Raw genomic sequence first — 18,296 nt, 5'->3', positions numbered from 1 at the left:
AGCCCCACAACCGAACGGACTTTGCACGTGACCACTTCCCCTGCCTACCCGCGGGTCCACATCGCCACCGACCACGCAGGCATGGAGCTCAGCGCCCACCTGGTGTCCCACCTGACCGGCAAGGGATACGAGGTGGTGGACCACGGGCCCCAGGTCTACGACGCCCAGGACGACTACCCGTCCTTCTGCATCAACGCTGCCCTTGCCGTCGTTGCCGACCAGCAGGCAGGCGTCCACGCCCTTGGCATCGTGCTGGGCGGCTCCGGCAACGGCGAGCAGATCGCCGCCAACAAGGTCAAGGGCATCCGCGCGGCCCTCGCATGGAACCTCTCCACCGCCACCCTGGCCCGCGAGCACAACAACGCCAACGTGGTTGCCCTGGGCGGGCGGCAGCATACGTTCGAAGAAGCCACCGCGCTGGTCGAGGCGTTCCTGTCCGAGCCGTTCAGCAATGATGAGCGCCACGTCCGCAGGATCGAAAAAATCGCGGTCTACGAGGCAACAGGCGAGGTCATCGAGTAGTGCCCGAGGGCCATTCCGTCCGCAGGCTCGCCCGGCAGTTCGGCGATGTCTTCGCCGGTGAGGCACTGGCTGTTTCCAGTCCCCAGGGCAGGTTCAGCGGAGGTGCGGCGCTGCTGGACGGGCATACCCTGCTTGCCGCCGAGGCGCACGGCAAACACCTGTTCCTGCACTTCGACAACGCCCTGGTCCTGCACGTCCACCTTGGACTGTACGGGGCCTGGAGCTTCGGCGGGGACCGCACCTTCGCCGGCGCCTCCAGCATTGGTGCCCCCCGGCGCGTCGGGGAGCGGGAGGCCTTCGGTGACGGGGACGACGACGGCGGCGCGCCTTACGCCGGTCCGCCGGCGCCCGTCGGGGCCGTGCGGGTGCGGCTCGCCGGGAGCCATGGCTGGGCGGACCTTCGGGGTGCCACCACCTGCGAAACCATCACCGGGGCGGAAGTCCGCGCCGTGCTGGCACGGCTGGGACCTGACCCACTGCGGAACCTCCGCGGCGATGCCGGGCGCTTTGCTGCCAACGTCCAGGCGCGGAAGACGCCCCTGGCTGCCCTGCTCATGGACCAGAAGGTGATTGCCGGCGTCGGGAACGTCTACCGGGCGGAAGTCCTGTTCCGCCGCCGCCTGGACCCCTGGCTGCCCGGCACTGCCCTGCCGGACAACGACGCCCGCAAGCTGTGGCGCGACATCGTGGCCGTCATGGGCGACGGCGTGACGGACGGGCGGATCATCACCACGCCGCCGAAGTACTGGGCGCTTGACGGCACCACCGCCGCCAAAGCCGCCGCGGCCGGCGCGCCGGTGCCGCCCAGGAGCGCCCACTTTCCCGGCCGCGACGATGCCCACTTCGTCTACAAGCGGCACGGCCTGCCCTGCCGCGTCTGCCGCACCATCGTGCTCATCGCCGACCTGGCCGGGCGGAACCTCTACTGGTGCCCTTACTGCCAGCAACCGGGGGAGTAGGAAGGCGAAACACGAAGAAGGCCCCTCCGGAGAGGGGCCTTCTTCGTGTTGTGGAGGGGACGACGGGAATCGAACCCGCGTAATCAGTTTGGAAGACTGAGGCTTTACCATTAAGCTACGTCCCCGAAGGAAGATCCGTTTTTCGCGGAAACTCCGGGCTGGCTGTTCAAGCCGGATACAACTAAACCTAATCCATGGCCTACGTGTCAAATGTGCAATCGCGACGCGTATCACCGTAGACTTGCCTGTGCACTTACGGGGTGTAGCTCAGCTTGGCTAGAGCGCCTGCTTTGGGAGCAGGAAGTCGCAGGTTCAAATCCTGTCACCCCGACTCTGCGGCCAGGACCGTCAGGCCTGGACATCCATTGCGTTTGCAGAAACCCATCCCACAACCCAGGAGTACTTAGACCGTGAAGAGCGCTGTCGAGAACCTCACCCCCACGCGGGTCAAGCTCAATGTTGAGGTCCCCTTTGAGGAACTGAAGCCCAGCATCGACTCGGCCTACAAGACCGTTGCGTCCCAGATCCAGGTTCCCGGGTTCCGCAAGGGCAAGGTTCCTGCCAAGCTCATCGACCAGCGCGTCGGCCGCGGCTACGTCCTGGAGACGGCCATCAACGACGGCCTCAACGGCTGGTACCAGGCTGCCGTGCAGGAGTCCGGCATCCGCCCCCTGAGCCGTCCCGAGGTGGAAATCACCGAGGTGCCCGATCCCTCCGCGACCGACGGCGGCCTGAAGTTCGCCGCTGAGGTTGACGTCCGCCCCGAGATCGAACTCCCGGACTACTCCGGCATCGAGGTCCAGGTTGCGGCTGCGGAATCCTCCGAAGCTGATGTGGACAAGGCGCTGGACGAACTGCGCGGCCGCTTCGGCACCCTGAAGTCCGTGGACCGCCCGGCTGCCGACGGTGACTTCCTCACCATCGACATCACCGCCACGATCGACGGCGAGGAAGTCGACTCCGCCGCCGGCCTGTCCTACCAGGTGGGCGCCGGCACCATGCTTGAGGGCATGGACGAGGCCGTGACCGGCCTCAGCGCTGACGAGGACGCCATCTTCGACACCACCCTGGTGGGCGGCGACCACGCCGGCGAAGCCGCCCAGGTCAAGGTTGTGGTGAAGGCCGTCAAGGAACGCGAACTGCCGGAAGCGAACGACGACTTCGCCCAGCTCGCCTCCGAATTCGACACCCTTGCCGAACTCCGCGAAGACCTGGCCAAGCAGGCTGCCGACTCCAAGATCGTTGAGCAGGGCGTCGAAGCCCGCGACAAGGTCCTGGACAAGCTCGTCGAAATGGTCGAGGTTCCTGTTCCTGACTCGGTGGTCGAGGAGCAGCTCGAAGCCCACTTCCAGGAGGGCAACGGCCACGGCGAAGGCGAGCACGACACCGAGGAGCACCGCGAAGAGGTCCGCGCCAACACGGCCCGCGCCTTCCAGAACGAGATCATCCTCGACGCCATCGCGGAAAAGGAAGAAGTCAACGTCAGCCAGAACGAGCTGATCGACTACATCGTCACCACCGCCAGCCAGTACGGCATGGATCCCAACCAGTTCGCCCAGATCATCGACCAGAGCGGCCAGGTCCCCATGATGGTTTCCGAGGTCCGCCGCCGCAAGGCACTGGCTGTCGTCCTTGGCCAGGCCACCGTGACCGACACCGAGGGCAACACCGTTGACCTCAGCGACTTCGTCCGCCCCGGCGGCGAGGAAGCCCCCGCTGCAGAGGCAGCCGACGCTGACGCGACCGAAGCCGCCGAGGCGGAGGTTGTCGACGCCGAGGACGCCACGGCAGACGCCAAGGCCTAGTCCTTAACAACCCGCAGCAACGGCCCCTGGATCCTTCCGATCCGGGGGCCGTTCGCGTTGGACCCGAAACCCCGCAGCGCTGGTTCGGCGATCGTGCGCCGTCAGCGAACAGCCGTCAGTGCGCGAACAAAACGCCGGGGAAACCGGTTAGTGTCCAAGTAGTGATTTTCAGTGATGTCACCGTCACCAGTGAGAGGTAAGTAAACATGTCACAGCACTCAGAGGCCCCCCGGATGGCGACCGTCGATCCTGCAGCCCAGGACAACTACATTTACAACCGCCTCCTCAAGGAGCGGATCATCTGGCTGGGCTCGGAGGTGCGTGATGACAACGCCAACGCGATCTGCTCGCAGCTGCTCCTGCTCTCGGCCGAGAACCCGGAAAAGGACATCTACCTCTACATCAACTCGCCCGGCGGCTCCGTCACCGCAGGCATGGCCATCTACGACACCATGCAGTTCATCCCCAATGACGTCGTGACCGTCGCCACCGGCCTGGCCGCGTCCATGGGACAGTTCCTGCTCTCCTCGGGCACCAAGGGCAAGCGGTACGCCACGCCCAACGCCCGCGTCCTGATGCACCAGCCCTCCGGCGGCATCGGCGGCACGGCCTCGGACATCAAGATCCAGGCCGAGCTCATCCTGCACATGAAGAAGGTCATGGCGGAACTGACGGCCGAGCAGACCGGCCAGACCGTTGAGACCATCCTCAAGGACAACGACCGTGACAAGTGGTTCACGGCTAAAGAGGCCCTCGAGTACGGTTTCTTCGACAAGATCGCCGCGCACGCCGGTTCGGTATCCGGTGGCGGCGGAACGTCCAACGGGTCCTCCGGCGAGTCAGCCTCCCAGAACTAACCGGCAACCAGAACACTTCGATCAGGAGCAAAAACAATGAACTACAACTTCGGGTGGTCCGCCGGCAATCTTCCGTCCAGCCGCTACGTCCTGCCGCAGTTCGAGGAGCGCACGCCCTACGGCTTCAAGCGCCAGGACCCCTACACCAAGCTGTTCGAGGACCGCATCATCTTCCTCGGCGTGCAGGTTGACGACGCCTCCGCCGACGACATCATGGCCCAGCTGCTGGTCCTTGAGTCCACCGACCCGGACCGCGACATCACCCTCTACATCAACTCCCCTGGCGGTTCGTTCACGGCCATGACGGCCATCTACGACACCATGCAGTACATCCGTCCCGAGATCCAGACGGTCTGCCTGGGCCAGGCCGCCAGCGCGGCTGCTGTCCTGTTGGCTGCCGGTACCCCCGGCAAGCGGCTGGCACTGCCCAACGCCCGCGTCCTGATCCACCAGCCGGCCCTGTCCGGCGGCCAGGGCGGCCAGGCTTCCGACCTGGAGATCCAGGCGGCCGAGGTCATGCGCATGCGCTCCTGGCTCGAAGACACGCTGGCCCACCACTCCGGCCGCACGTCGGAGCAGGTCAACAACGACATCGAGCGCGACAAGATCCTCACCGCCGAAGAGGCGCAGGCATACGGCCTGATCGACCAGGTGCTTGATTCACGCAAGATCAAGCCCCAGGCAATCACGAGGTAACAGTGCGGAAAGCCGGTGCGGCCCAGCTTCATTTGGCCGCACCGGCCTTTTCTTTCCACCCTTGGGGGCGAATGTGACCTAGAGTGGATGTTGTCACAAACCGGCCCCCGCGGGCCGGCCGAAGATTTCAGCAACGGTGCAGGGCTGCCTGGCAGCAGGATACTAAGGGGTTCACATATGGCTCGGATTGGCGAGAGCACGGATCTGCTGAAGTGCTCTTTCTGCGGAAAGAGCCAGAAGCAGGTGCGCAAGCTCATTGCCGGGCCCGGTGTCTACATCTGTGATGAGTGCATCGAGTTGTGCAACGAAATCATCGAAGAGGAGCTCGCGGAGGTGGCAGACCTCGGCAGCTTTGAACTGCCCAAGCCGCGCGAAATCTTCGACTTCCTGCAGGAATACGTCATCGGCCAGGAACCCGCAAAGCGTTCCCTCGCCGTCGCGGTCTACAACCACTACAAACGCATCCAGGCGGGCCACGCGCCCAAGTCCGGAAGCCTGGGGGACGGCGGGCATCACGACGACGTCGAAATCGCCAAGTCGAACATCCTCCTCATCGGCCCCACCGGCTGCGGCAAGACCTACCTGGCCCAGACCCTCGCCCGGCGCCTGAACGTCCCGTTCGCCGTCGCGGACGCCACCGCCCTGACCGAGGCCGGCTATGTGGGTGAAGACGTGGAGAACATCCTCCTCAAACTCATCCAGGCCGCAGACTATGACGTCAAGAAGGCCGAACAGGGCATCATCTACATCGACGAGATCGACAAAATCTCCCGCAAGAGCGAAAACCCCTCCATCACCCGTGACGTATCCGGTGAGGGCGTGCAGCAGGCCCTGCTGAAGATCCTGGAAGGCACCGTTGCCTCTGTCCCGCCCCAGGGCGGACGGAAGCACCCGCACCAGGAGTTCATCCAGATCGACACCACCAATGTCCTGTTCATCGTGGCCGGCGCCTTCGCCGGCCTGGAGGAGATCATCGGTTCCCGCTCCGGCCGCAAGGGCATCGGCTTCGGCGCCCCACTGAACGACGCCAGCAAGAAGGTGGACTCCTACGGCGAAGTCATGCCGGAGGACCTGCTGAAGTTCGGCCTGATCCCGGAGTTCATTGGCCGCCTTCCGGTGATCACCACGGTGTCCAACCTTGACCGTGACGCCCTGATCCAGATCCTGTCCACCCCCAAGAACGCCCTGGTGAAGCAGTACCAGAAGATGTTCCAGATCGACGGCGTGGAGCTGGTGTTTGACGAGCCCGCCCTGGAAGCCATCGCCGACCAGGCACTGGAGCGTGGCACCGGTGCACGCGGTCTTCGCGCCATCCTGGAGGAAGTCCTGCTTCCCGTGATGTTCGATCTCCCGAGCCGCGAGGACGTCGCCAGCGTGGTGATCACCGAGGACGTGGTCCTGCGCGGGGCCGAACCCACCATGATTCCGCACGTGGCCAAGCGCCGTAAGTCTGCCTGACCGAGAGGACCCTGTGACTGTACCTGCCAAGAACAAAGCCGACTTCTGGTTCGACCCCCTCTGCCCGTTCGCATGGGTCACCAGCCGCTGGCTCGGCGAGGTGGAGGCCGTCCGGGACATCGAGACCGAATGGCACGTCATGAGCCTCGCCGTCCTGAATGAGGGACGCGACCTGGAGCCCGCTTACCGGGAGTCCATGGACGACGCCTGGGGCATGGTGCGCGTGATCATTGCGGCCCGCGAAGGGCACGGCCCGCAGGTCATCAAGCCGCTTTACGACGCCATGGGCACGCTGATCCACAACCAGGGGGAAAAGGACCGCGCACAGGTCATCACCAAAGCCCTCGCCGAGTGTGGCCTGCCCGCCTCCCTGGCCGATGCCGCCACCACCGACGCCTATGACCGGCAGCTCCGGGCCAGCCACGAAGAAGGCATCTCACTCGTGGGCCAGGACGTGGGAACGCCCGTGGTCGCTTTCAACGGAACGGCGTTCTTCGGACCGGTCCTGACCCGCATCCCCCGCGGTGAAGAAGCCGGCAGGATCTGGGACGCCACCACCACCATCGCCGCCTATCCGCATTTCTTCGAGCTCAAGCGCAGCCGCACGGAGAGCCCGGAATTCAACTAAGCGCCGGGCCGCCTGCCATTGGCTGGCCGCGCCAAGGGCCCCGCAGAAACTACCAGCGTGTAGTTCCTGCGGGGCCCTTGTGCATGCCTTGGGGCAGGAGAACAATGGTTCTTACCCACTTCGAAAGAGGCGGGACGCAGGAACCAAAGATCCAGTGATATGTAATTTGACGCAGCCATCGGCAAAGTTGAGTGCAAGCTACCAGTGACGGTGTAGTAAGACCTGGAGTTTCGGAGGATCCTGCCAGACCATCGAAATAACGTCACAAGATGGCCGAAAAGTCGAAGCCCCACCAACGGCAAAACGCTGATGGGGCTTCCCCTTTGCCCGGAAACGGGCCCGTTCGGATGAGACCGGCTGTCAGGCCTTGGCGGGTTCGTCGCTAGCGGCGAGGGCAACGTCCGTGACGGCAAGATCTCCGTCGCCCGCCACCAACGTGATCTGCCGGGCGTTGGACGCCGCCTTCAGGTCGGCCAGGCCAGCCTGCAGTTGCGCCGTCAGTGCCTCCGGAGCGGTGATCGTCGCGGAGAGGACCTCGGTGCGCTGCTTGACCTTTGCCTCGGACTTGGCCTTGCGGACACCGCTGAGGGCCACGCCCACGGTTGCCAGCATGGTGGTGTCTCCGCCGGGGATCTCCAGCGCGGCCGGCCACGCCGCCCGGTGCACCGATCCGTTGCGCCACCAGCTCCAGACTTCCTCGGTGGCGAAGGGCAGGAACGGGGCGAAGAGGCGCAGCAGGGTGTCCAGGGTGGTGGCCAGGGCTGCCAGCACGGATGCCTGCTCGGCTTCGCCTGCCGCTCCATAGGCGCGGTCCTTGATCAGCTCCACGTAGTCATCCGTGAACTGCCAGAAGAATGTCTCCGTGAGCTGCAGGGCGCGGGCGTAGTCGTAGTTGTCGAACGCCTTGGTGGACTGGGTGACGACGTCGGCCAGTTGGGCCAGCAGGGCACGGTCCAGGGGGTTCGAAAGGACGGAGAGATCGCCGGCCAGCACCGAGTTCTCGGTGGCACCGAGGTTCAGCACGAACTTGGAGGCATTGAGGAGCTTGATGGCCAGGCGGCGGCCGATCTTCATCTGGGCAATCTCATAGGCGGTGTCGGCGCCAAGGCGTGCGGAGGCAGCCCAGTAGCGGACCGCGTCCGAGCCGTACTCGTTCAGCACGTCGGTGGGGACCACCACGTTGCCTTTGGACTTGGACATCTTCTTGCGGTCCGGGTCCAGGATCCAGCCGGAGATGGCAGCGTGCTTCCACGGCGCGCAGTTCTGGAGGGCATCGGCGCGGACCACCGACGAGAAGAGCCAGGTCCGGATGATGTCGTGCCCCTGGGGGCGGAGGTCGAACGGGTAGACCTTGGCAAACAGGTCCTCGTCGCGGCTCCAGCCGCCAACGATCTGCGGGGTCAGCGAGGAGGTGGCCCACGTGTCCAGGACGTCGGCGTCGCCCGTGAAGCCGTTGGGCTGGTCGCGCTGCGCCTCGTCGAAGCCGGGGGCAGCGTCAGCCGCGGGGTCAACGGGCAGCAGTTCGTCGGAGGGCAGGATGGGGTTGTCGTACTCCGGGTTGCCCTGGGCGTCGAGCGGGTACCAGACGGGGATGGGCACGCCGAAGAACCGCTGGCGGGAGACCAGCCAGTCACCGTTCAGGCCGGCGATCCAGTTCTCGTAGCGGGAGCGCATGAAGGACGGGTGGAAGTCGATCTCCTTGCCGCGGCCGATCAGGCGTTCGCGGCGGTCCTCGTCGCGGCCGCCGTTGCGGATGTACCACTGGCGGGACGTGACCACTTCCAGGGGTTTGTCGCCCTTCTCGAAGAAGTTGACCGGGTGGGTGATCTTCTTGGGCTCACCGTCCAGCAGGTCCGCTTCCTTGAGCAGTTCCACCACGGCTTCCTTGGCGGAGAAGGCCGTCTTGCCGGCGATCGCGGCGTACGCTTCCCTGCCGGCCTCACTGGTGATCCAGTCGGGGGTCTCGGCAATGATGCGGCCGTCTCGGCCCATGATGGCGCGAGTGGGCAGCTGCAGTTCCCGCCACCAGGTGACGTCGGTCAGGTCACCGAAGGTGCAGACCATGGCGATGCCGGAGCCCTTGTCCGCTTTGGCCAGCGGGTGGGCCTTGACCTCGAGTTCAACGTCGAACAGCGGGGACTTCACGGTCTTGCCGAACAGCGGCTGGTACCGCTCGTCGTCGGGGTTTGCCACCAGCGCGGCACAGGCAGCCAGGAGTTCCGGACGCGTGGTCTCGATGAATACCTTGTCCCCGTCTTCGGTGAAGAAGGGGTACCGGTAGTAGGCGCCCGGAACCTCACGGTCCTCCAGTTCGGCCTGCGCAACCGCCGTGCGGAAGGTGACGTCCCACAGTGTGGGTGCTTCGGCCATGTACGCGTCGCCGGCGGCCAGGTTGGCAAGGAAGGCACGCTGGGACACGGCGCGGGAGGTGTCGTCGATGGTGCGGTACGTCAGGTCCCAGTCGACGGACAGGCCCAGGGTCTGGAACAGGTTTTCGAAGACCTTCTCGTCCTCGACAGCCAGTTCCTCGCAGAGCTCGATGAAGTTCTGGCGTGAGACGACGTCGAAATCGCGCTGGTTCTTGGCAGGCTGGGCGGGCGGCCGGTAGTCGGCGTTGTAGGGGATGGCGGGATCGCAGCGGACACCGTAGTAGTTCTGGACACGGCGCTCCGTGGGGAGGCCGTTGTCATCCCAGCCCATGGGGTAGAAGACGTTCCTGCCGGTCATGCGCATGTAGCGCGCCTGCACGTCGGTCTGGGTGAAGGAGAACATGTGGCCCACATGCAGGGATCCCGACGCCGTGGGCGGGGGAGTGTCGATCGAGTAGACCTGCTCCCGGGTGGTGTCGCGGTTGAACTTGTAGGTTCCCTCGGCCAGCCAGCGCTGGGTGAGCGCTGCTTCGAGGCCTTCGAGGGCCGGTTTGTCCGGAACGTTGATGGGGGCGGTGGTGGGCGTGTCTGTACCCTGCGTGTCTTCAGCCATTGGGCAATTCTTTCATGCCCGCTTCCATCCCACCCAACCGGTCCCGCTACGCCGCATGCGAAGGCGGGTAGCATGCGGCGTATGGTCCAACAGCGGGGCACCTTTGGCATCAAGCGCATCTACGATCCACCGGCGGACGACGACGGCTGCCGGGTGCTGGTGGACCGTCTCTGGCCGCGTGGGATGTCCAGGGAGAACGCGGCCATCGATATGTGGCTCAAGGACGTGGCCCCGTCCACCGGGCTGCGCAAGGACTTCAACCACCGCCCCGGACGGTTCGCGGAATTCAGCGAACGCTACCAGGTGGAACTGGATTCCAATCCGGCGGTGGAGACGCTGCTGGAACTGGCCGCCGGCCACCCCAGGATCACCCTGCTCTACGCTGCCCGCAACACGGAGGCAAACCACGCCCTTGTCCTGCTTGATTACCTCCGGGGACGTCCTGCCGGCTGATCCCGTTAGGGTGGTGCCATGACGAAGGACATGCAGAAAAAAGCGGCACTGGTGACCGGAGCAAGCAGCGGAATCGGGGAGGCCACTGTGCGCGCGCTGCGCGCCGACGGGTGGACGGTCTTCGCCGTGGCACGCCGCGCCGAACGCCTGGCCGCCCTGGAAAGCGGGACAGGCGCCGTGGCGATTCCTGCTGACATTGCAGAGGACGACGACGTGTCCCGGCTCCTCGCGCAGGTCACCGACTCGGGCGGCATCGATACGCTCATCAACATTGCCGGCGGCGCCCGCGGCGCCGACAGGGTAGGAGATGCCAGCACGGAGGACTGGGAGTGGATGTACCGGGTCAACGTCCTGGGCACCATGAAGCTCACCCGCGCCTTCCTGCCCATGCTGCGCGCCAACGGCGAAGGTACCGTGCTGAACCTCACCTCCACTGCGGGACTGGACGCGTACGAGGGCGGCGGCGGCTACAACGCCGCGAAGTTCGCCCAGCACGCCATGACCAACGCGCTCCGGCTTGAAGAGGTGGAGAACAACGTCCGCGTCATCGAGGTGGCGCCGGGCCTGGTGCAGACCGAGGAATTCGCGCTCAACCGCCTGGGGGACGCGCAGGCGGCGGACAAGGTCTACCGGGGGGTTGAGAAGCCGCTGACCGCAGAGGACGTGGCCGACGTGGTCCGTTATGCCGTCACGGTTCCGCACCACGTCAACCTGGACCAGATCGTCATCCGGCCGGTGGCGCAGGCAGCCACCCACAAGCTGGTCAGGAAGGGCTGAGCCGGGCGGGGCCTGCCCATCCCGTGGCTGGACCGGTCAGGAACACTGGGAGACCCGGACGGTCAGGGTGGCTGCCACGGCGGCATGGTCCGTCCCGCCAACCCGGTGGACCGAGTAATCCGATGCTCTGATGTCCGGGCTGGTCACCAGATGGTCCAGGGCAATCCCCGGCAGCCGGAAGCCGCGCATGGGCCACGTGGGCACCAGCCTGCTGCCCACGGCGGCAGCCACGTCCACCAGGGGCAGGTTGCCGCCCGTTCCGGCCAACAGGTCCCGGAATTCCCGGTGGTCGTAGGTCGCGTTGAAGTCTCCCGCCAGCAGCAGGGGACCGGATCCGTCGGCAGCCCTGGCCACGGCAGCCAGGTCGCTGCGCCATTGACTGAGGCCTTTTCCCACTGGCGCCAGGGCGTGGACTGCCACCACACGCAGGCCGGCACCGCTGCCGAGGTCAAGGCGTGCCACGGGCATGGCGAACCGCGTGTCCGGGAGGACGCTGGTGGCTGTCAGGTTGTAGGAGGAGTAGATGGCGGAGCCTGCGGCGCGGTCACGGGCCTGGGCAACCCGGTGGGGGAGCAGGTCGTCGAGTCCGGCCGCCATCAGCTTTCGCGCCATTTCGGGTGTGTACTCCTCAACCGCCAACAGGTCTACATGCAAATCACGGACCAGGGCCACGATGCTGCCGGCATCAGCCCCGCCCAGTTCCGTGTTGATGCTCATGGCAACCAGGGAGACCGACGTGCCGGAAGCCCCGGCCGCTGCCCCGGCGGTTGCCCCGGCGGCCGGTGCGCGGATATCGAGCGGGAAAAGCCAGAACACCTGGCAGGCCGCCAGTGCCGTGGCCAGGACCTGCTGCCACCGGCTCCGTCCAGCGAAGGCCATGAGCAGCGCTGCGGCGGCGGGAACGGCGAGCCAGGGCGTGAATGCCACCAGCTGGACACCGAGTACCGGCCAGTCGGCAGGCACCGCGCGGACGGCGGAGACCGCCGCCACCGGCAGGGCAGCAGGGATGAACAGCCACCTGCACGCGGTGGCCGTACGCCTCCATCCCGCGGGGCGCCCGGAAGCCGTCATGACGCGAGTCTAGGCAATGCACGGTGACGGCGGCAGCCCCCGGACGGAGAAGGCCGCCCGGAAATGGCCCGGCCCGCCCCGAACGGCACACCCCGGCGGAACGGCACTGCCCGCCGGAACCGCGTTGCGCCCGGAATGGCACTGGATGCCGCGGCGATAGTAGACTCTGCAGTGGCTATGACCCGGCAATCACCGGTGAGCTTCCGGAAGAACACGCAGGCCGCGCCCCGCAAGGCGGGCCCGCGTCAGTAGAACCGGACGGGTAAGCCCGTCACAGCAGTAATGAAGCGGCCGGGGCGGCGGGTGTTCCTTTGGGAACCACGCGGCGCCGGTAAGTGAGGTGGTACCGCGGTGGGCGTGCAGTCTTCGGGACGGCACGGCAGCCGTCCTCGCATCCTGAACGGAACCTCCGGCCGTGCCGGGGGCTCACCACGCTCAACCCAGGATGTCGAACATGACGTTTTACCCCAAGGCCTCAGCCTCCAGCACCTCCTCCAAAGGCAGCGCCGGCGTTTCCGCCTCCGTGAAGTTCCCGGAGATCGAAGAGCGCATCCTGAAGTACTGGGACCAGGACGGCACCTTCCAGGCCAGCATTGACCAGCGCAGCGCCGACGTCCCCGGCGGGGAGCCGGGCAGCAACGAATTCGTGTTCTACGACGGCCCGCCGTTCGCCAACGGCCTGCCCCACTACGGCCACCTCCTCACCGGCTACGCCAAGGACTTGGTTGGCCGCTACCAGACCCAGCGCGGCAAGCGCGTGGAACGCCGTTTCGGTTGGGACACCCACGGCTTGCCCGCCGAGCTGGAGGCCATGAAACAGCTGGGGATGACGGACAAGACCCAGATCGAGGCCATGGGCATCGACAAGTTCAACGACGCCTGCCGAGCGTCCGTCATGAAGTACGCCGATGAGTGGCGCAGCTACGTCACCCGGCAGGCCCGGTGGGTGGACTTCGACAACGACTACAAGACACTCAATGTCGAGTACATGGAGTCGGTTCTCTGGGCGTTCAAGCAGCTGCATGACAAGGGCCTGACGTACAACGGCTACCGGGTGCTGCCGTACTGCTGGAAAGACGAAACCCCGCTGTCCAACCATGAGCTGCGAATGGACGACGACGTCTACAAGAACCGCCAGGACCAGACCGTCACCGTCACCTTCCCCATCCTTGCCGGGGATTCGGAACTGTCCAAGGAACTTGCCGGCGTGCAGGCGCTCGCCTGGACCACCACCCCCTGGACGCTGCCCACCAACGCCGCGCTCGCCGTCGGGCCTTCCATCACGTACGCCGTGCTGCCCGCCGGTCCCAACGGCATCAAGGCCGCCTCGGCCGACGCCCCGGTCACGGGCAGCTTCCTGCTCGCGGCGGACCTCCTGGGCGCCTACGCCAAGGACCTCGGCTACGACAGCTTCGAGGACGCGGAAGCCGCCGTGGTGTCCACCCACTCCGGCGCCGAACTGGAAGGCCTGGCATACCAGCGGCTCTGGGACGACTTTGCCGACAACGAAAAGTACGGCATGGAGAACGCCTGGCGGTTCGTAGTGGCTGACTACGTCACCACCACCGACGGAACCGGCGTGGTGCACCAGGCGCCCGCCTACGGTGAAGACGACCAGAAAGTCTGCGAGGAGGCTGGCATTCCCGTGGTGCTCTCCGTGGACGAGGGTGCCAAATTCCTGCCGTTGTTCAAGCACGGCGACCTCCACGACATCGCGGGCCTGCAGGTCTTCGAGGCCAACAAGCCCATCACCCAAGTGCTCCGCGCCCAGGGCAGGCTGGTCCGGCAGGCCAGCTACGAGCACAGCTACCCGCACTGCTGGCGCTGCCGCAACCCGCTGATCTACCGTGCGGTGTCCTCCTGGTATGTGGAGGTCACCAAGTTCAAGGACCGGATGTCCGAACTGAACCAGGAGATCAACTGGATCCCGGGGAACGTCAAGGATGGCCAGTTCGGCAAATGGTTGGAGAACGCCCGCGACTGGTCCATCAGCCGGAACCGCTTCTGGGGCAGCCCCATCCCGGTGTGGCAGTCAACGGATCCCGAATACCCGCGCACCGACGTCTACGGTTCCCTGGCCGAGATCGAGGCGGACTTCGGCCGGCTGCCCCTGAACAAGGACGGCGAGGTGGACCTCCACCGGCCGTTCATCGACGAGCTCACCAGGCCCAACCCGGACGATCCCCGCACCCCCGAAGAGGGCCAGTCCGTGATGCGCCGCGTCGAGGACGTCCTGGACGTCTGGTTCGACTCCGGCTCCATGCCCTACGGACAGGTGCACTACCCGTTCGAAAACGAAGCCTGGTTCAACACGCACAACCCCGCGGATTTCATCGTGGAGTACATCGGCCAGACCCGCGGCTGGTTCTATATGCTGCACATCCTGTCCACCGCACTGTTTGACCGGCCGGCGTTCCGCAACGTCATCAGCCATGGCATTGTGCTTGGATCCGACGGCCAGAAAATGTCCAAGAGCCTGCGCAACTACCCGGACGTCTCCGAGGTCCTGGACCGCGACGGCTCCGACGCCATGCGCTGGTTCCTCATGTCCAGCCCCATCCTCCGGGGCGGCAACCTGATCGTCACCGAGCAGGGCATCCGGGACGGCGTCCGCCAGGTGATCCTGCCGCTCTGGAACGTGTACAGCTTCTTCACCCTGTACACGAACGCCGCGAACGGTGGCGCCGGTTACGATGCCAAACTGCGCTACGAGGGCTACCGGGACACCCTGGACCAGTACCTGCTGGCCAACACGGGCGACCTCGTCCGCAGCATGACGGCACAGCTGGACACCTACGACATCTCCGGCGCCTGCGACTCGCTGCGCAGCTACCTGGACATGCTCACCAACTGGTACGTCCGCCGCAGCCGCCAGCGGTTCTTCGACGAGGACCAGGACGCCTTCGATGCGCTGTTCACTGCCCTGGAGACCGTCACCCGTGCCGCCGCGTCGCTGCTGCCGCTGGTTTCCGAGGAAATCTGGCGCGGCCTGACCGGCGGCCGGTCCGTGCACCTGGCCGACTGGCCGGAGGCGGACCTGTTCCCCGCCAACCCCTCCCTGGTGGAAACCATGGACCGGATCCAGCAGATCTGCTCCACCGGTTCCTCGCTCCGCAAGGCAGCCAACCTGCGTGTCCGCCTGCCGCTGCAGGAGCTGACGGTTGTGGCACCCGGAGCGGACGCCCTGCAGGGTTTCGCCGCCGTCGTCGCCGATGAACTGAACCTCCGTTCCGTTCGCCTGCTGGACGCCGCCACCGCCTCCCCGGAGGAGTTCGGGATCCAGCAGAAGCTGGTGGTCAACGCCCGCGCTGCCGGGCCGCGCCTGGGCAAGAACGTCCAGGTTGCCATCAAGGGGTCCAAGTCAGGGGACTGGTCGGTGGACGACGCCGGTGTGGTCACCGCCGGCGGGCTGCAGCTGGAACCCCAGGAGTACACGCTTGAGACAGTGGTTGCCGGGTCCGGCGGTGCTTCCGCGGCTGTGGCCGTGCTGCCCGGCGGCGGCTTCGTCGTGCTGAACACGGAAGTCACGCCGGAGCTTGAAGCCGAAGGGCTGGCACGCGACATGGTGCGGGCAATCCAGCAGGCCCGCAAGGACGCCGGGCTCAACGTGAGCGACCGCATCCGTACCACCGTCACCGCTCCCGGGAACGTCGTTGATGCCCTGCTGGCCAACGCCGAACTGGTCAAGGGCGAGACACTGACGGTGGACCTGGTGGCAGAGCCGGGCACCGTGTCCGAACCCGCCGTTGCGGTTGAAAAAGTGGAGGCCTAGGACATGAGCGACGAATTTTCCGTGGAAAGCGTTTACGCCGAACTGCTGGGACGGGCGCCGGAAAACAAGATGGAGCCGCGGCTGGCTCCGCTGTTCCGTGCGATGGACGTGCTGGGCGAGCCCAACAAGGCGTTCCCGATCATCCATGTGACCGGAACCAACGGCAAGACGTCCACATCCAGGATGATCGAGTCCGTGCTCCGCGCCCACGGCCTGAGCACCGGACGCTACACCAGCCCGCACCTGTCCAAGGTCACCGAGCGGATCAGCATCGACGGCCATCCGGTATCCGACGAGACGTTTGTCAGGATCTGGGACGAAATCAGGCCCTACCTGCAGATTGTGGACTCGGAACTCGAAGCCGAGGGGGAGCCGAGACTGACGTACTTCGAGTGCCTCACCATCCTGGGCTTCGCCATCTTCGCTGACCAGCCGGTCAACGTGGCCATCATCGAGGTGGGTTTGGGCGGCATTACCGATGCCACCAACGTCGGCGACGGCCAGGTCTCGGTGGTGACGCCGATTTCGCTGGACCATACCGACCTCCTGGGCGACACCACGGAGGACATCGCCCGCGAAAAGGCCGGCATCATCAAGCCCGGCGGCTACCTCATCAGCGCGGCCCAGCCCCTCGATGCGGCCCAGGTGCTGCTGGAGAAGGCCAAGGCGGTGGGCGTACCGTTCCGCTTCGAGGGCGTTGAGTTCGGTGTCGAGTCACGGACGGTGGCTGTTGGCGGGCAGGTGTTGACTATCCAGGGCATCGCCGGCCGCTACCCGGACCTCATGCTGCCACTGCACGGCGCCCACCAAGCACAGAACGCTGCCGTCGCGGTGGCCGCCTTGGAGGCGTTCTTCGGCGGTGAAAAGGAACTCGACCTCGACGTGCTGCAGGAAGGCTTCGCGGCCGTCACGTCCCCCGGCCGCCTTGAGGTGGTGCGGACCGCACCCACCATCATCGTGGACGCCGCCCACAACCCCGACGGCATCAAGGCCTCCGCCGCCGCCCTGCGGGAAGCATTCACCTTCACCAGGCTGGTTCCGGTGGTGGGCGTGCTCAAGGAGAAGGACGCGGAGGAGATCCTGCGCGAAATCAGGGAGTCGCTGGGCGACATGGCAGTGGAGTACTGCTTCACCCAGTCCAACTCTCCCCGGGCGGTTCCGGCCGCCGAGCTGGCGGAGCTGGCGATCGACCTGGGATTTGGCGAGGACAACGTCCACATCGCCGAAAAGCTGGACGACGCACTCGAATGGGCCGTGGAACGGGCCGAAGCCAATGACGACCTTTCCGGCGGCGTGCTGGTCACCGGCTCCATCACCCTGGTGGCAGAGGCGCGGATCCTGCTCGGAAAAACGGAGGCGTAAGCGTGGCCAGATTGACCAAGGCCCAGCGCGAGTGGCGTCCCGGCATGCCCAAGAAGCGCCGCTCCACCAAGGTGATGTTCGCTTCCACGGTGCTGCTCCTGGAAGCGTTCGTCATGTTCTTCGCCACCCTGGTGGTGTTTGGCCTGCGCCGCGGGGAGTTTCCGCCGGCACTGATCCTCGGCGTGGGGATCGCACTCAGCGTGGTCATGATCTTCGCCTGCGCGGTCCTCAACAGGCCCTGGGGCATCGGCCTGGGCTGGATCCTGCAGCTGGTCCTGATCCTCACAGGCATCTTCGAGCCGGCCATGTTCCTGGTGGGTGGGCTTTTCGCCGCGGCCTGGTGGTACGGAATCCGCACCGGCATCCGGCTGGACCGCGAGGCTGCGCAGCGGGCACGCGAACAGGCCGAATGGGAAGCCGCCCACCCGGACGGGGCCGGTCCCGCCCAGCCCCAGTCCCCGTAAACCAGTCCCCGTAAGCCAGTCCCCGTAGACTTATCCCGAAACCCCACGAACGCATTGGAGCAGTTGTGACTACAGAGCGCACCCTCGTCCTGATCAAGCCCGACGGCGTCGCCCGTAACCTGACCGGCGCCATCCTGGCCCGCATTGAAGCCAAGGGCTACAGCCTTGTTGAGCTGAAAAAGGTCGACGCCACCCGTGAGCTGCTGGAGCAGCATTACGAGGAGCACGTAGGCAAGCCGTTCTACGAGCCGCTGGTGGAGTTCATGCTCAGCGGACCCGTGGTGGCGGCCATCTTCGAAGGCCACCGCGTCATTGAAGGGTTCCGGTCACTGGCCGGCACCACGGACCCCACGACCGCGGCCCCGGGCACCATTCGCGGCGACTTCGGCCGGGACTGGGGCCTGAAGGTCCAGCAGAACCTGGTGCACGGCTCCGACTCAACCGACTCCGCCGAGCGCGAGATCAAGATCTGGTTCCAGGGCTGACAGTC

At 65.9% G+C, this 18,296-nt stretch carries 15 protein-coding genes and 2 tRNA genes; 14 read left to right on the top strand and 3 right to left on the bottom strand.

Annotated elements, in window-relative coordinates:
* The first annotated feature begins 27 nt into the window (after positions 1 to 27).
* A complete protein-coding gene (locus FB478_RS03760; protein ID WP_018769480.1) occupies positions 28 to 522 on the top strand; it encodes a ribose-5-phosphate isomerase in 495 nt (164 codons plus the stop codon).
* Positions 522 to 1,481, top strand: coding sequence for an Fpg/Nei family DNA glycosylase (locus tag FB478_RS03755; protein ID WP_056390692.1), 960 nt, complete (start codon positions 522 to 524; stop codon positions 1,479 to 1,481). The genes FB478_RS03760 and FB478_RS03755 overlap by 1 nt, the downstream gene beginning before the upstream one ends.
* A 51-nt stretch (positions 1,482 to 1,532) precedes the next feature.
* On the opposite strand, the gene FB478_RS03750 is transcribed toward FB478_RS03755, so the two are convergent.
* Positions 1,533 to 1,606, bottom strand: a tRNA-Gly gene (locus FB478_RS03750).
* Positions 1,607 to 1,737: 131 nt separating this feature from the next.
* On the opposite strand from FB478_RS03750, the gene FB478_RS03745 reads away from it, so the two are divergent.
* The 6 genes from FB478_RS03745 (at position 1,738) to FB478_RS03720 (ending at position 6,925) form a co-directional block, all read left to right on the top strand.
* A tRNA-Pro gene (locus FB478_RS03745) sits at positions 1,738 to 1,812 on the top strand.
* Positions 1,813 to 1,891: 79 nt separating this feature from the next.
* Positions 1,892 to 3,286: a trigger factor gene (gene tig / locus FB478_RS03740; protein WP_056390690.1), complete on the top strand. Its 1,395-nt coding sequence runs from the start codon at positions 1,892 to 1,894 to the stop codon at positions 3,284 to 3,286.
* A 233-nt stretch (positions 3,287 to 3,519) separates the two neighbouring features.
* Positions 3,520 to 4,143 (top strand): ATP-dependent Clp protease proteolytic subunit, encoded by a 624-nt coding sequence (locus FB478_RS03735; RefSeq protein WP_056390687.1) that lies wholly within the window; start codon positions 3,520 to 3,522, stop codon positions 4,141 to 4,143.
* Positions 4,144 to 4,179: 36 nt separating this feature from the next.
* Positions 4,180 to 4,839: an ATP-dependent Clp protease proteolytic subunit gene (locus FB478_RS03730; protein WP_018769476.1), complete on the top strand. Its 660-nt coding sequence runs from the start codon at positions 4,180 to 4,182 to the stop codon at positions 4,837 to 4,839.
* Positions 4,840 to 5,016: 177 nt separating this feature from the next.
* The gene (gene clpX / locus FB478_RS03725) at positions 5,017 to 6,297 is read left to right on the top strand and encodes an ATP-dependent Clp protease ATP-binding subunit ClpX (RefSeq protein ID WP_018769475.1); all 1,281 of its coding nucleotides are present in this window, start codon (positions 5,017 to 5,019) and stop codon (positions 6,295 to 6,297) included.
* A 13-nt stretch (positions 6,298 to 6,310) separates the two neighbouring features.
* On the top strand, positions 6,311 to 6,925 hold the full coding sequence (locus tag FB478_RS03720) for a DsbA family protein (protein ID WP_186447721.1): 615 nt from the start codon (positions 6,311 to 6,313) through the stop codon (positions 6,923 to 6,925).
* A 360-nt stretch (positions 6,926 to 7,285) separates the two neighbouring features.
* On the opposite strand, the gene valS is transcribed toward FB478_RS03720, so the two are convergent.
* Entirely contained in the window at positions 7,286 to 9,907 is a 2,622-nt protein-coding gene (valS, locus tag FB478_RS03715) for a valine--tRNA ligase (RefSeq protein WP_056390681.1), read from the bottom strand.
* Positions 9,908 to 9,979: 72 nt separating this feature from the next.
* Here valS and FB478_RS03710 point away from each other — a divergent pair, with 72 nt between their 5' ends.
* Complete coding sequence (locus tag FB478_RS03710; protein ID WP_082581724.1) at positions 9,980 to 10,360, top strand: DUF488 domain-containing protein; 381 nt, start codon at positions 9,980 to 9,982, stop codon at positions 10,358 to 10,360.
* Between the two features lie 18 nt (positions 10,361 to 10,378).
* Complete coding sequence (locus tag FB478_RS03705) at positions 10,379 to 11,137, top strand: SDR family oxidoreductase (protein WP_026265800.1); 759 nt, start codon at positions 10,379 to 10,381, stop codon at positions 11,135 to 11,137.
* Positions 11,138 to 11,173: 36 nt separating this feature from the next.
* On the opposite strand, the gene FB478_RS03700 is transcribed toward FB478_RS03705, so the two are convergent.
* Entirely contained in the window at positions 11,174 to 12,208 is a 1,035-nt protein-coding gene (locus FB478_RS03700; RefSeq protein ID WP_056390673.1) for an endonuclease/exonuclease/phosphatase family protein, read from the bottom strand.
* A gap of 454 nt (positions 12,209 to 12,662) precedes the next feature.
* On the opposite strand from FB478_RS03700, the gene ileS reads away from it, so the two are divergent.
* The 4 genes from ileS (at position 12,663) to ndk (ending at position 18,291) form a co-directional block, all read left to right on the top strand.
* Positions 12,663 to 15,980, top strand: coding sequence for an isoleucine--tRNA ligase (ileS, locus tag FB478_RS03695; RefSeq protein WP_056390669.1), 3,318 nt, complete (start codon positions 12,663 to 12,665; stop codon positions 15,978 to 15,980).
* 3 nt (positions 15,981 to 15,983) lie between these two features.
* A complete protein-coding gene (locus FB478_RS03690; RefSeq protein WP_056390666.1) occupies positions 15,984 to 17,342 on the top strand; it encodes a folylpolyglutamate synthase/dihydrofolate synthase family protein in 1,359 nt (452 codons plus the stop codon).
* 2 nt (positions 17,343 to 17,344) lie between these two features.
* Complete coding sequence (locus tag FB478_RS03685) at positions 17,345 to 17,806, top strand: DUF4233 domain-containing protein (protein WP_026265799.1); 462 nt, start codon at positions 17,345 to 17,347, stop codon at positions 17,804 to 17,806.
* 65 nt (positions 17,807 to 17,871) lie between these two features.
* Positions 17,872 to 18,291: a nucleoside-diphosphate kinase gene (gene ndk, locus FB478_RS03680; RefSeq protein ID WP_018769466.1), complete on the top strand. Its 420-nt coding sequence runs from the start codon at positions 17,872 to 17,874 to the stop codon at positions 18,289 to 18,291.
* Positions 18,292 to 18,296 lie beyond the last annotated feature (5 nt).

The sequence above is a fragment of the Arthrobacter sp. AG367 genome (assembly GCF_007828995.1).
Taxonomy (GTDB): Bacteria; Actinomycetota; Actinomycetes; order Actinomycetales; family Micrococcaceae; genus Arthrobacter.
This window is presented reverse-complemented; position numbering and strand designations above follow the sequence as displayed.

Bases quoted from the DNA above. Each gene is read 5' to 3' on its own strand.
- clpX (WP_018769475.1), top strand. From the start codon at position 5,017: ATGGCTCGGATTGGCGAGAGCACGGATCTGCTGAAGTGCTCTTTCTGC.
- FB478_RS03700 (WP_056390673.1), bottom strand. From the start codon at position 12,208: ATGACGGCTTCCGGGCGCCCCGCGGGATGGAGGCGTACGGCCACCGCG.
- FB478_RS03690 (WP_056390666.1), top strand. From the start codon at position 15,984: ATGAGCGACGAATTTTCCGTGGAAAGCGTTTACGCCGAACTGCTGGGA.
- valS (WP_056390681.1), bottom strand. From the start codon at position 9,907: ATGGCTGAAGACACGCAGGGTACAGACACGCCCACCACCGCCCCCATC.
- FB478_RS03710 (WP_082581724.1), top strand. From the start codon at position 9,980: ATGCGGCGTATGGTCCAACAGCGGGGCACCTTTGGCATCAAGCGCATC.
- ileS (WP_056390669.1), top strand. From the start codon at position 12,663: ATGACGTTTTACCCCAAGGCCTCAGCCTCCAGCACCTCCTCCAAAGGC.
- FB478_RS03735 (WP_056390687.1), top strand. From the start codon at position 3,520: ATGGCGACCGTCGATCCTGCAGCCCAGGACAACTACATTTACAACCGC.
- FB478_RS03705 (WP_026265800.1), top strand. From the start codon at position 10,379: ATGACGAAGGACATGCAGAAAAAAGCGGCACTGGTGACCGGAGCAAGC.
- FB478_RS03730 (WP_018769476.1), top strand. From the start codon at position 4,180: ATGAACTACAACTTCGGGTGGTCCGCCGGCAATCTTCCGTCCAGCCGC.